Below are 12539 nucleotides of genomic sequence, written 5' to 3' on the forward strand. Positions count from 1 at the left end.
ATGCAGAATAAAAAAGAATGGCATACAATAAGTGAAAAAGACATTAAACAGCTTTTAGAGGTTGATGTACATGCCGGACTTTCTTCGCAGGAAGCCGCTCGCCGTCTTGCCAGATGGGGGGAAAATCGCATAACAAAAAAGCAGGAGTTTCGTCTTCTTTCCATTATATGGCACCAATTTAAAAACCCCCTTATTATCATTTTGATGGGAGCGGGAGGTATTTCCTTCTTTTTAGGAGAGTATACCGATGCCACCATTATTTTTCTCACCATTGTTGTTAATGCTTTTGTCGGTGTAATACAAGAGGGGCGTGCATCGCGGGCGTTTGCCAAACTGCAGGAACATGTTACAAAACATGCGGTGGTACTGCGGGGCGGACATGAACAACAGATAGAATCGGCACAAATTGTGCCGGGAGATGTTGTTGTACTTCGCACGGGGGATTCTGTTCCGGCGGATGCGCGTATTATGGAAGCGCGAAACGTGCGCGTTAATGAATCCGCTCTTACAGGTGAGTGGATTGATATAGATAAAATGCCGGGAGTAGTGCCACCGGAAACACATCTCACGGATCGGACGAATATGGTGTGGGCGGGGACCCTTATGGAGGATGGATGGGCACGGGTGCTTGTGGTGAATACGGCGAATGATACCCAATTTGGAAAGATAAGCTTGCTGGTAGGTGAGACGAGAAAGGTCCGCACGCCGCTTCAAAAGAGTATGGCATCTCTTGCTAAAACAATCAGTATGTTTGTTTTAGCAACGGTGATATTAATATTTTTCTTGGGTGTTTTGCGCGGACAGTCCGTTGCGGAAATGTTTATCACATCTGTAGCGATTGCAGTGGCTGCCGTTCCGGAAGGCCTTCCAATTGCCGTTACGGTTATTTTGGCTCTTGGCATGGAACGCATCTTAAAGCGTGGGGGATTGGTGAAAAAATTAACTGCCGCGGAAACGCTTGGATCTACAAGTATTATTCTTACCGATAAAACAGGTACTCTTACGCAGGGACGCATGCAGGTCTCAGCCGTACAGACGGCATTTCATCTGTTTCAGAAAAAACCGGCGGGAGACACCCCTATTGAACACACAGGGAATACTTTCGCGCTTCATATCGGCGTATTTACGTCGGACGCATTTATAGAAAATCCGGAAGCCGATTTGGCTGAATGGCAGGTGCGCGGTACGCCTACGGATAAAGCGCTTTTACTTGCAGGTATTCAGGGGGGAGTGCGGTTAACAGATGCGCTTTTAAAAGAACCAAAGTTGGATTTTTTACCGTTTGAATCGGAACGGCGATTTGCGGCGTCCCTGCATAAAGGGATAAAGACGGGAACAACGTTATATGTTACGGGAGCACCCGAACTCATTCTTGCGCATGCGGCGCGCGTACAAATGGAAAAAAGTACGACTATTCTTTCAAAAATACGATGCGGTTTTTTGCGGGAAGAATATGAACGCATGACATCCGACGGAAATCGGGTGGTGGCGGTCGGGTTTAAAAAGGAGACTATGTCCGTTATTCCGTCCGACAGCGGAGAAGAGCTGTTGGAAGGCCTTACATTCGTGGGCTTTATCGCTTTTCACGATCCTCTTCGTCCGGATGCGGCGGAATCCATTGCTCTTGCGAAACAAGCAGGGCTTCGTCCTATTATCATGACGGGGGATCATAAACTTACCGCACGAAAAATCGGGCAGGAAATTGGTATTGATGTTGATAGTCAGATTGTACTTGAAGGAAAGGATTTGGAAGCTATGGATGATGAAACTTTGCAAGCACGTGCGCCGGACATAGGTGTGTATGCGCGTGTACTTCCCCATCAAAAACTACGCATTGCCGAGGCATGGCAGAGACGGGGTGCTATTGTCGCTATGACGGGGGACGGCGTGAATGATGCCCCCGCTCTTAAGCGTGCCGATGTGGGTGTGGCGCTTGGTTCCGGTACGGAGGTAGCGAAGGAGGCGGCGGACGTGGTACTTCTTGAGAACAGTTTTGCGGCATTGGTAGCGGCAATCAAACAGGGACGTGTTATTGTGGATAATCTGCGAAAGGTTATTACGTTTGTGTTTGCAACCGGGTTTACTGAAATTATTTTAGTGGGCGGAGCGCTTCTTTTTGGGTTTCCTTTGCCGGTTCTTGCATCGCAAATTTTATGGACGAATCTGGTGGGGGAAGGGCTTCTTAACTTCGCTTTTGCGCTTGAGCCGGAGGAAGATGATGTTATGAAGCAAAAGCCGCGAAAAGGCGGACACATTATAACGCGGGAGATGTGGTTTCTTATTTTAGTAATAGGCGTTGTAACGGATGTTCTTTTATTCGGGCTTTTCCTTTTCCTTTCGCGGTTAGGATACACCATAGAAAATATTCGTACCATTATGTTTGTGGGACTTACCGTCGATTCTCTCTTTTTTGCTTATTCACTGCGTAGTTTGCGTCGTCCTTTTTGGCGTATTCGCGCGTTTTCCAATCCCTTTTTTCTGTTTGCCTTTGCGCTTAGCGTGGCATTACTGTTAAGTGTGTTTTATATTCCGGCATTGGGCGAGCTTCTCTCGGTAACGACTCTTGATTCGCTTGAAGTAGGTCTTATTGTCGCTCTTGGCATAATTGATGTTATTCTTATTGAAGTGGGAAAAAGATATATAAGGAGAAAAAGCGCTATCGGAGGTAAGTAACGTTTCCATGAATACTATATTTATCATTTTTTTAGGGGTTTTAGTCATCGGTGTTATTGTTGTAATCTGGCTTTTACTGCGCGCAAAAAAACAGCCGGAGGATAGTGGAGCACTCACAATACTTCAAAATCAGATGAATGAAATTACACGCACGCTTGATAAGCGCTTGGGAGAATCAGCGGTGCATATGCAATCACAATTTCATGAGAGTATGCGTGCGTCAAAGGATCTTACCGAAAAATTGGTGCGCCTCGAAGAGACGAACAAGCAAGTGGTGGGATTTGCCGATCAGCTGAAGAATTTACAGGATATTCTTCGTAACCCCAAACAACGGGGTGTATTGGGCGAATATTATTTGGAGACGGTTCTTAAAAATGTACTCCCACCGGGCAGTTATCAGATGCAGTATCCGTTTGCTGATGGGAGTATTGTAGATGCGGTTGTATTTGCGGGTGAGAAAATTATTCCCATTGATTCCAAATTTTCTTTGGAAAACTATGAACGTCTGCGTGTGGCACAGGATGCTTCGGAGCATGATCGTCTGGAAAAAGTATTCAAGCAGGATTTAAAAATGCGTATCGACGAAACTTCAAAGTATATAAAGCCGATGGAAAATACTATGGATTTCGCCATGATGTTCATTCCGTCGGAGGGAATTTATTACGATTTACTGGTAAGTAAGGTGGGAGCAGTACAAGTATCTGCCATGGATTTGGTGGAATATGCCTTTAAGAAAAATGTTATTGTTGTTTCGCCGACATCATTTTTGGCATATTTACAGACAGTTCTTCACGGGCTTCGGGCGCTAAAAATAGAAGAATCGGCAAAAGAGATAAGAAAGAACGTGGAAGTTCTTCAGAAACATCTCTTAACGTATGATTCTTATATGCAAAAACTGGGGACACAGATGGGTACGGTGGTAAATACGTATAATACGGGATACAAAGAATTCAAAAAAATAGATAAAGATATGCTTCGCATAACGGGGGAGGGTAATGCTATAGATCCTTTACTGATAGAAAAACCGCACGGTGGGGACGAAGAAAATTAGAAAGTGTGGTGATGAAAGGGTCGGTACCCCTTTTTTCCATAAAAAAAGAGCATATTGCTATGCTCCGGTTCTTACACGTTGGCCATATATATTATATGGCCCGTTGCACTGCGTAAGATGCATTTTTGATGGCGTCACGAGTCCTTGACTTGGATGAATTTGCCATCCGAGTTTCTCGAGCGTTTTCGGTACTTCGTTAGTGGGAACATAAGGAGGTATAATGATAAAGGCCACGTATTTCGGTTCCGTGCATTCGGTACGGACCTTAATAGAAGGGGTATCAGTCGCGGTTTTTTCATCATTAAGATAATCCACATTGTCGAATGCGGGAATTACGTAACGCATAACTAAGCTCCTTTAAGGCATGTTTTTAAGTACTTTACAATATAGAAAAAATATGTCAATATGTACATATAATCGTTTATCTGCTATATTTTGCAGACTAAATCTTAAATAAATCTTATGGCAATTGCGGTAATAAAAACGGGAGGAAAACAATATATTGTTGAGCCCGGTGTAAAACTGAAGATAGAAAAGCTACCCCAGGAAGAGGGGACTGTTACATTTGAAGAAGTGTTACTTGTATCGGATGACGCGTCTACCACGGTGGGAGAACCGACGGTGCCGGGAGCTGTGGTAACCGCAAAGATAATGGGATCCGGACGCAGTCGGAAGATAACGAATTTGCGCTTTCATTCAAAAACGCGTCATCGCCGAAAAAAAGGACATAGACAGTGTTATACCGAAGTGGAAATCACAAATATAGCATAGTAAAATCCCGCGCAATCCCCGCGGGATTTTTTATGGAGGCGTACCTCAAAGTTGGCGAAGCCCTATGTTCTGTTTTTGAGGGCGGCGTCTAGGGTCAGTATATCTGCATATTCAATTTCAGCGCCTGTAGAAAGTCCGCGACCGAGACGGGTGAGCTTGGCGGGAAGGGGATCCAAAATACGTTCTATGTAATTTGCCGTCTGATTGCCGGGGAGGGTATTGGATGTTGCCACAATAACTTCTACGGAGGATGGGTCCTTAAACGCCTTAATGCGTTCGAAAAGCTCGCGCAAATGGAGTTTTTCGCCGGGACTTTTTTCCAGAGGAGAAATAGAACCTCCCGTTACATGATAGAGACCGGTATATGTGCCGGAAGATTCGAATACTTCAACATCTGATTCTTTTTCAACAACAAGAATAATATTTTTATTTCTGCTTTCGGACAGGCAAATATCGCACCGGGTAGTATTGGTATGTCGTTCGGTCATACGAAAACAAAGCGAGCACTGGATTATATCGTCGGAAAGGGCGCGTATGTCTTCTGCAAAGCGTTTCAGATATGAGGCGTCCTTTTTGGCAAGTGCGTATGAAAGACGGACTGCCTGACGCGGTCCAATGCCGGGAAGCTCGCGTAAATGGTCTATAAGATATTTGAGTCGTTTAGGATACGCCATACGATTGTTCGGTGGAACCTTTTTCCATATCTTGGAAAGAGATCTTTTCCTGGTTGAAGAACAGACCCACCTTTCCAAGTGGTCCGTTGCGATGTTTGGCAATCTGTACCTCAACAATATTTTTATTATCGCTGTCGTCTTTATAGCGGTCCTCGCGGTAGAGAAACATCACCACATCAGCATCCTGCTCGATACTGCCCGAATCACGCAGGTCGGATAGTCGTGGGATGGCGGGATGGCGCTGTTCTACCGCACGGGAGAGTTGGGAGAGGGCGAGTACGGGAACGGAGAGTTCACGGGCAAGTGCTTTTAATGCACGGGATATTTCCGTTATTTCTCGGACCAAGCTGTCAGATGAGCTTTTATGCCATGTAATAAGCTGGAGATAATCTACAATGATAAGTCCGAGGCCATGTTCTGCTTGCAGGCGACGCGCCATGGCACGCATTTGCAGGACGGTATTAGATGGCTCGTCATCGATATAAAGCGGAGATTTTGACAGACGGTCCAGTGCGTCGCGAATACGGAAAAAATCATCGGAATCATGCGGAATACGTCCGGTACGAAGGCGCCAGGAATCTACCTGTGCCTCGGATGCAATAAGACGATCCACGACCTGTTCCGTGGACATTTCCAGGCTGAAAATCCCTACGGGAATTTGCGATTTTATAGCCGCATGACGCGCTATATCGAGTGCAAATGTAGTTTTACCGACGGAAGGACGTGCGGCTAAGATAACCAGATCGGAGGATTGTAAGCCGGAAAGCAAATTATCTATGCCGTTAAATCCGGTGGAAACGCCACGGAGACGTTCACCGCCGGACTGCATTTTTTCAAAACGATCCCATGCGCCGTCGGTGGTTTCGGCAACGGGAATAAAACGCTGACGAAGCGATCCGTGGGAAATGCTGAATATCTTTTTTTCGGCTTCATCCAGAAGCAACTCCACTTCATCCGATTCTTGATACCCTAATTGGCTTATTTCTCCGGAAGTTTTTATGATGCTTCGGAGGACATATTTTCTATGTACGATTTCGGCATAGTTTACTATATTGCTTGCAGTAGGCACTGTATTTACCAGAGATGTCAGATAACTCACGCCACCGGCAATATCGAGGAGTTTTTTTTCACGGAGGCGGTTTGACAGGGCAAGTATGTCGATTGGTTCCCGTTTTTCTATAAGATCCATTATTGCCTCAAAAATTATTCGGTGCTTGTCGTTATAAAAATGTTCGGGTGCCAGAATATCAGCAATTTTATTGAAGGCATCTTTATCAAGCATTAACGATCCTAAAACCGACATTTCGGCCTCAGTGTTTTGAGGAGGAACTCGGACATTAAAAGGAGAGGGTTGAACCTTATTTTCATGGATAGGTTGTTGAGCCATAGTTCTATCATTATAGGAAAGATCCCCCTATTTTACTAATTTACCAAAAAGGGGATGAGAGGTGCATAAATGAGGAGTTATGATCCGAATGTAGGGTAAACAAAAGATCCGTCAGTTCTGTCGCTAACATCCCATCCGGCCTCATTTATTTTTAAGCGTAATTGATCCGCCTCTTCCCAATTTTTTGTTTCGCGGGCAATATCGCGTTCTTTTTGTAGGGCTTTAATATTTTGGGGGATTTCCAATTGCGAATCCTTAATTTTTAGTCCAAGTATACTGTCAAATTCATCCAGTATTTTTATAATATCTTCATAATTATTACCCGCCCCAGATCGCCAGTAGTCATGAATAAGATTCCAAACAGTACTAAGCGCGCTAGGTACATTTAAATCATTGTTTATAGAGTGTAAAAATTCATCTCTATATTTTTTATAATCAACTGTTTCTTTTTGAGGAGAAGTATTCCATTCGTCCTTCAGCCACCGATAGAAGTTTACGAGACGCAAGCGTTCTGTTCGAGCGGCCTGTAGTGCTTCCCAGGAAAAACGCAGTTTTGTACGATAATGTGTACCGAGTACCAATAAACGGAAATCCAGAGGATCAAATCCTTTTTCTTTCAGGGTAGCGAGTGTAATGCCGGTACCTTCCGATTTTGCCATTTTTCCGTCTTTTAATTCCAAAAATTCTCCATGAAGCCAGTAACGGGCGAGTTCTTTTCCCGTTGCCGCTTCGGATTGGGCTATTTCGTTTGTGTGGTGTATCTGAATATGATCAATACCTCCACAGTGAATATCGAAGGAGGTGCCAAGGTATTTCATGCTCATGGCGGAACATTCTATATGCCAGCCCGGAAAGCCGATGCCCCAGGGAGATTCCCACTCCATTTGACGTTTTTCTTCTTTTGGTGAGAATTTCCATAACGCAAAATCGGTCGGATTCTTTTTTTCACGTTCATTTACGCGCATACCGGGTTGTATACCCGCAATGTTCTTTTTTGCCAGTATGCCGTAGTCCGGAAAACGGGATGTGTCGAAATAAATACCGTCTGATGTTTTGTAGGTAAACCCCTTTTTTTCGAGTGTTTGTATAAGATTAATTTGCTCGGTAATATGTTCCGTGGCGCGACACCATATTTGCGGTGGGAGAATATTTAAATCTTCATTATCTTGCTTAAAGGCATTTTCATACATACGCGCTATATCCGAAGCGGTTTTTTTTTGTTTGCGTGCTTCCTGTTCCACTTTATCTTCACCCGTATCTTCGTCCGATGTAAGATGGCCCACATCCGTTATGTTCATGACATGCTTTACGGTGTATCCATTCGCTTTTAGTGTACGCTTGAGAATATCTTCAAAGATATAAGTCCGCAGGTTACCGATATGCGCGTAATTGTATACGGTGGGGCCACACGTATAAAGACCAACAGACCCCTTTTGGAGGGGTTTGAATATTTCTTTTTTTCGTATAAGCGTATTGTAGATAGTAAGAGGCATGTATGGAGATAATGTGATAATACAGAGAAATTATATCCATCCTCTGTGCCGGAAAAAGAAATACATTGTTACGATGCCTGCAAACATAATACCTATTATGATCCAGAAATCATGGGGAAGGCCCACGATAGGAAATGTTTTTGTGTTCATTCCGAACAGGCTTGCAAGAAGAGTGAGTGGAAAGGTGATGAATGCCATAATGGTAAGATTTTTCGTAATTTCAGCCGTACGCATGGAAATAAGAGATGCATTTGTTTCATGTAATGCTTCGATGGTTTCTTTATGATTTTCAAGAATGTGCCATACACGCACATAATCACTTACAATGCGGGTTATATACGGACGCATATCATTTCCGAAAAATAATATTCCTTCTTTTTCAAACGACGCCAGAATGCTTTCCTGCGGTTGCATAGTACGACGAAAATCAAGAATTTCGCGGCGCAATATAGAAATGTCTTCGATAAGATCCTGGCTGGGTTCTTTGAAAATACGGCTTTCCATGCGAGTGATTTTTTTATCCATTGTCTCAAGTTCTGTAAGAGCATTGGTAAACAAATAGGAAAGTAAGTGGTACAAAAGTTCGCCGGGTGCGCCGGCGAGATATTGTTTCGCAATGCGTTTGTTGTTCGTTACGGTTTCTATAAATTCTTCCAGTGCCGGAATGACGTGGTATTGGGTTGTTATTAAGAAATCTTTTCCTATAAGGAAATCAATCTCCTTTCCATGATTGGAATCGTGATCGTTATATACGGGGAAGTGTAAAATAAGGTATAGGAAGTTATCGTATTGCTCTACCTTTGGGCGGAACGTCGGATGAGTAAGCTCATCCGCCAACAAAGGGTGAATATCATGCTTTTGAGCAAATGTTACGAGATCTTCTTCTTTAGGTTTTTTAAGATGTGTCCAAACGAACGCATCGCCATGAATCGTTTTCGTCATGTGGGTGCAGAGGTACGAATTCCGAAAAACGCTGTTTACGGTGACGTACCTAATTAATCATGGATAAGTTTTATACCTCTATTATACGCAGTAGAGGCGTAGAGGCAATGGCAATGTTCGTTCATTGACTGATGTCCTTTCATTTTGTCATAATGAGCCGTATGGAATTAGTGAGACGTATGCGTATATTGGTTATGGCGCTTGTTATTATAGGCGCCGGTTTTGGTTTTGGTGTATATGTTGGCGTTAGTCAGCGCCCGGCAATCGAGAAGGTGACAAGTGTATATAATAAGGAAACGGCAAAACCGCCGGAAGTTGATTTTACAGCCTTTTGGACAGCATGGAATATTTTGGAAGAAAAATATGTAGCGGGCGTTGAGATTAATCGGGAAGAGCTTTTGTACGGTGCTATTTCCGGCATGGTAAAGGCAGTAGGAGATCCATACACGGTATTTTTGCCACCCGAAGAGAAGGAATTTTTTGACTCGGAAATTTCCGGAAAGTTTGAAGGTATCGGTGCTGAAATAGGAATCCGTAAAGGCATCTTAACGGTCATTTCGCCTCTTGCGGGTTCTCCCGCCGCCGCCGCCGGCCTCCTTGCCGGAGATCGTATTTTGCAGGTGGATGATGTTATTACATCAGACCTTACGCTAGATGAAGCGGTTAAACTTATTCGCGGCGAGAAGGGGACGATGGTGGCGCTTACTGTTCTTAGGGGAAATGAGGATGCTACTCGCACAGTAGAAATTACACGGGATACCATAAAGATTTCCATTATTGAGACCGAACAGCACGATGGAGGTGTTTTTGTAATACGTCTGCATAGTTTTTCAGAGAATTCACCGGTAGAATTTCGTAATGCTCTCCAAAAAATGGCAGAGAGCGGGTCTAACCGGCTGGTTCTTGATTTAAGAAACAATCCGGGCGGATTTCTGGATGCCGCCGTTGATATTGCGAGTTGGTTTTTAGAATCGGGGAAAATAGTGGCACGTGAACAATTTGGGGACAATTCCGAGCACGCGCACAGAAGTCGGGGATATAATGCTCTTGCTGATATTCCGGTGGTTGTTTTGGTTAATCAGGGATCGGCATCCGCTTCTGAAATTTTAGCAGGCGCGCTTCGGGATCAGAAAAATATTATGTTGGTGGGAGAAACAACATTTGGTAAAGGATCTGTTCAGGAATTAGTTCCGGTTACGAAAAACTCTTCGTTGAAAGTAACAATAGCCCGATGGCTTACGCCAAATGGCACGCTCCTTTCGGGTAACGGTTTGAGTGTTGATGTGGAAGTTAAAATAACGGCAGATGATATTGAAAATATACGTGATCCGCAGTTAGACCTGGCTCTTGAATTGGTTCGGGGATTATAATATTTTGGGTACTTGAAATAAGGGAAAAAATAAGATACACTGGAAAGATATGAAGGTTATTCTCGAAAAAGACGTACCAAAAGTTGGCCGTGCCGGAGATATACGCAATGTGGCGGATGGGTATTTTCGTAACTTTTTGATGCCGCGCAGGCTTGCAAAAATAGCAACGCCGGCACTTGAAAAACAGGCGGAAGTGATACAAAAGCGGCGCATCGGCGAGGATGAAAAACGAAAAGAAGAATATAAGATACTCGTAGAGAAGCTCAATACCGAAGAAATTCATATAGCAGAAAAAGCGAATGAGGAAGGTCATTTATTTGGATCCGTGAGTGAGGATGATATTGTACGCGTTTTGCATGAAAGAGGATATAATCTTATAGAAAAGCATCATATTCTTTTAAGTGAGCATATTAAAACATCCGGCATGCATGAAGTGCCGTTGGAGTTTGCAGGGAATATTACCGGTGTTATCCGGCTAGTAGTCGATAAACTTGAATAATACACGTTACATTTTTGTGGTAGGGGGAGTTATGTCCGGCATTGGCAAGGGTATTACAACTTCCTCCATTGCAAAGATTCTACAGGCACGTGGATACGCCGTAACGGCACTCAAAATAGATCCCTACATTAATGTCGATGCCGGCACTATGAACCCCGTTGAACATGGGGAGGTTTTTGTCACGAAAGATGGCATGGAATGTGATCAGGATATTGGCAACTATGAACGGTTTCTGAACCAGGATTTGTACGGATATAATTACATGACGACGGGGGCGGTGTATTTGTCGGTTATTACGAAGGAGCGCAATTTAGAATTTGACGGAAAATGCGTAGAGGTAGTACCTCATGTACCGGAAGAGGTAATACGTCGTATTGAATTCGCCGGACATAAAACAAAAGCCGATTTTGTTTTGATTGAAATTGGCGGCACGGTGGGGGAGTATCAAAACTTATTATTTCTTGAAGCGGGGCGTATGATGCGGCTTAAATATCCGGGAGATGTGCTTTTTGTGATGGTAAGTTATTTTCCCGTGCCAAGCATGATAGGTGAAATGAAGACAAAACCAACGCAGTATGCCGTGCGCTCTCTTAACACGGCAGGGATTCAGCCGGATATTATTATTGCCCGTTCCAGTATGCCGCTTGATAAGCCGCGTAAAAAGAAAGTATCCATTTTTTGTAATATGCAGGAACAGGATATTATTTCCGCACCTGACACTTCCTGTATTTACGAGATTCCGCTTACGTTTGAGAAAGACAAGCTAAGTGATCGCTTGCTGAAAAAATTTAATATCAAAAAACCGCGTCGGGCAAAAAATGGTATGGATGAGTGGAAGCAGGCTCTTTGCGTAGCCCAGCGTGTTACAAGACCGATACGTATCGGTATTGTGGGAAAGTATTTTGGAACGGGGGCTTTTCTTCTTTCGGATGCGTATATATCCGTTATTGAGGCCTTAAAGAACGCCGCATGGGCGGAAAAGCGTGCGCCGGAGCTTGTATGGCTTAATGCCGAAACATATGAGGAACATCCTGATGCACTCGAAGAGCTTTCACAGTTTGACGGTATTGTTATTCCGGGCGGATTTGGAGCACGCGGTGTGGAGGGAAAGGTTGCTGTGGTGGAATTTTGCCGTAAAAATAATATGCCGTATCTTGGGCTTTGTTATGGATTACAGATGGCGGTAATAGAATTTGCACGGCATGTGTGTCGTATGGCTGATGCAAATACAACGGAAGTCGATCCGGAAACGAAATATCCCGTTATCGATGTTATGCCGGAACAGGAGGAGAATATTAAGGAAAAAAATTTGGGCGGCTCTATGCGCCTTGGTTCCTATGCCTGTAAACTAAAAAACGGTACGCGTGCGGCAGACGCCTACGGACATGTGCGTGTAAATGAACGACATCGACATCGTTATGAGGTGAATGATGTATATCGGGAACGTTTGGAGCGAAAAGGTCTCGTTGTGTCGGGTATAAATCCGGAGCGTGGGCTTGTTGAAATCATCGAACTTCCCGATCATCCTTTTTTTGTGGCGACGCAATTTCATCCGGAACTGCAATCACGGTTTTTGGATCCGCATCCGTTGTTTCTTGCATTTATTCGTGCGGCTATCAAGAAAAGTTCCGCATAATGGACAAACAAAAACTCCACCTATGGAGTTTTTTAACTTCTGT

At 44.0% G+C, this 12539-nt stretch carries 11 protein-coding genes; 6 read left to right on the top strand and 5 right to left on the bottom strand.

The window, feature by feature from the left end:
* Positions 1 to 2673: a hypothetical protein gene (locus COU90_04595; protein PJE64120.1), complete on the top strand. Its 2673-nt coding sequence runs from the start codon at positions 1 to 3 to the stop codon at positions 2671 to 2673.
* 7 nt (positions 2674 to 2680) lie between these two features.
* On the top strand, positions 2681 to 3724 hold the full coding sequence (locus tag COU90_04600) for a DNA recombination protein RmuC (GenBank protein PJE64121.1): 1044 nt from the start codon (positions 2681 to 2683) through the stop codon (positions 3722 to 3724).
* Positions 3725 to 3781: 57 nt separating this feature from the next.
* On the opposite strand, the gene COU90_04605 is transcribed toward COU90_04600, so the two are convergent.
* Positions 3782 to 4069 (bottom strand): hypothetical protein, encoded by a 288-nt coding sequence (locus COU90_04605; GenBank protein ID PJE64122.1) that lies wholly within the window; start codon positions 4067 to 4069, stop codon positions 3782 to 3784.
* A 117-nt stretch (positions 4070 to 4186) separates the two neighbouring features.
* Here COU90_04605 and rplU point away from each other — a divergent pair, with 117 nt between their 5' ends.
* Positions 4187 to 4495, top strand: coding sequence for a 50S ribosomal protein L21 (gene rplU / locus COU90_04610; protein PJE64123.1), 309 nt, complete (start codon positions 4187 to 4189; stop codon positions 4493 to 4495).
* Positions 4496 to 4557: 62 nt separating this feature from the next.
* Here the strand turns inward: rplU and COU90_04615 are convergent, their stop codons facing one another.
* The 4 genes from COU90_04615 to COU90_04630 form a co-directional block, all read right to left on the bottom strand.
* Positions 4558 to 5169: a recombination protein RecR gene (locus COU90_04615; GenBank protein ID PJE64124.1), complete on the bottom strand. Its 612-nt coding sequence runs from the start codon at positions 5167 to 5169 to the stop codon at positions 4558 to 4560.
* Positions 5156 to 6556, bottom strand: a complete 1401-nt coding sequence (gene dnaB, locus COU90_04620) for a replicative DNA helicase (GenBank protein ID PJE64125.1) — start codon at positions 6554 to 6556, stop codon at positions 5156 to 5158. The genes COU90_04615 and dnaB overlap by 14 nt, the downstream gene beginning before the upstream one ends.
* A gap of 77 nt (positions 6557 to 6633) precedes the next feature.
* On the bottom strand, positions 6634 to 8049 hold the full coding sequence (locus COU90_04625) for a cysteine--tRNA ligase (GenBank protein PJE64126.1): 1416 nt from the start codon (positions 8047 to 8049) through the stop codon (positions 6634 to 6636).
* Between the two features lie 30 nt (positions 8050 to 8079).
* Positions 8080 to 8991 carry a hypothetical protein gene (locus COU90_04630; protein ID PJE64127.1) on the bottom strand — a complete coding sequence of 304 codons (912 nt, stop codon included), beginning with the start codon at positions 8989 to 8991 and terminating at the stop codon, positions 8080 to 8082.
* Between the two features lie 131 nt (positions 8992 to 9122).
* On the opposite strand from COU90_04630, the gene COU90_04635 reads away from it, so the two are divergent.
* From COU90_04635 to COU90_04645, 3 genes are read left to right on the top strand one after another with little or no spacing between them, the layout of a single operon-like run.
* Positions 9123 to 10361 carry a peptidase S41 gene (locus COU90_04635; protein PJE64128.1) on the top strand — a complete coding sequence of 413 codons (1239 nt, stop codon included), beginning with the start codon at positions 9123 to 9125 and terminating at the stop codon, positions 10359 to 10361.
* A 49-nt stretch (positions 10362 to 10410) separates the two neighbouring features.
* Entirely contained in the window at positions 10411 to 10860 is a 450-nt protein-coding gene (gene rplI, locus COU90_04640) for a 50S ribosomal protein L9 (protein PJE64129.1), read from the top strand.
* A gap of 31 nt (positions 10861 to 10891) precedes the next feature.
* Positions 10892 to 12496, top strand: a complete 1605-nt coding sequence (locus COU90_04645) for a CTP synthase (GenBank protein PJE64130.1) — start codon at positions 10892 to 10894, stop codon at positions 12494 to 12496.
* Positions 12497 to 12539 lie beyond the last annotated feature (43 nt).

This window comes from Candidatus Ryanbacteria bacterium CG10_big_fil_rev_8_21_14_0_10_43_42 (assembly GCA_002793915.1).
Lineage (GTDB): Bacteria > Patescibacteriota > Minisyncoccia > Ryanbacterales > 2-02-FULL-48-12 > 1-14-0-10-43-42.

Coding starts and splice junctions, on each gene's coding strand:
- COU90_04615 (PJE64124.1), bottom strand. CDS start 5,169: ATGGCGTATCCTAAACGACTCAAATATCTTATAGACCATTTACGCGAG.
- COU90_04600 (PJE64121.1), top strand. CDS start 2,681: ATGAATACTATATTTATCATTTTTTTAGGGGTTTTAGTCATCGGTGTT.
- COU90_04635 (PJE64128.1), top strand. CDS start 9,123: ATGTCCTTTCATTTTGTCATAATGAGCCGTATGGAATTAGTGAGACGT.
- dnaB (PJE64125.1), bottom strand. CDS start 6,556: ATGGCTCAACAACCTATCCATGAAAATAAGGTTCAACCCTCTCCTTTT.
- rplU (PJE64123.1), top strand. CDS start 4,187: ATGGCAATTGCGGTAATAAAAACGGGAGGAAAACAATATATTGTTGAG.
- COU90_04630 (PJE64127.1), bottom strand. CDS start 8,991: ATGACGAAAACGATTCATGGCGATGCGTTCGTTTGGACACATCTTAAA.
- COU90_04595 (PJE64120.1), top strand. CDS start 1: ATGCAGAATAAAAAAGAATGGCATACAATAAGTGAAAAAGACATTAAA.
- COU90_04625 (PJE64126.1), bottom strand. CDS start 8,049: ATGCCTCTTACTATCTACAATACGCTTATACGAAAAAAAGAAATATTC.
- rplI (PJE64129.1), top strand. CDS start 10,411: ATGAAGGTTATTCTCGAAAAAGACGTACCAAAAGTTGGCCGTGCCGGA.
- COU90_04645 (PJE64130.1), top strand. CDS start 10,892: ATGTCCGGCATTGGCAAGGGTATTACAACTTCCTCCATTGCAAAGATT.
- COU90_04605 (PJE64122.1), bottom strand. CDS start 4,069: ATGCGTTACGTAATTCCCGCATTCGACAATGTGGATTATCTTAATGAT.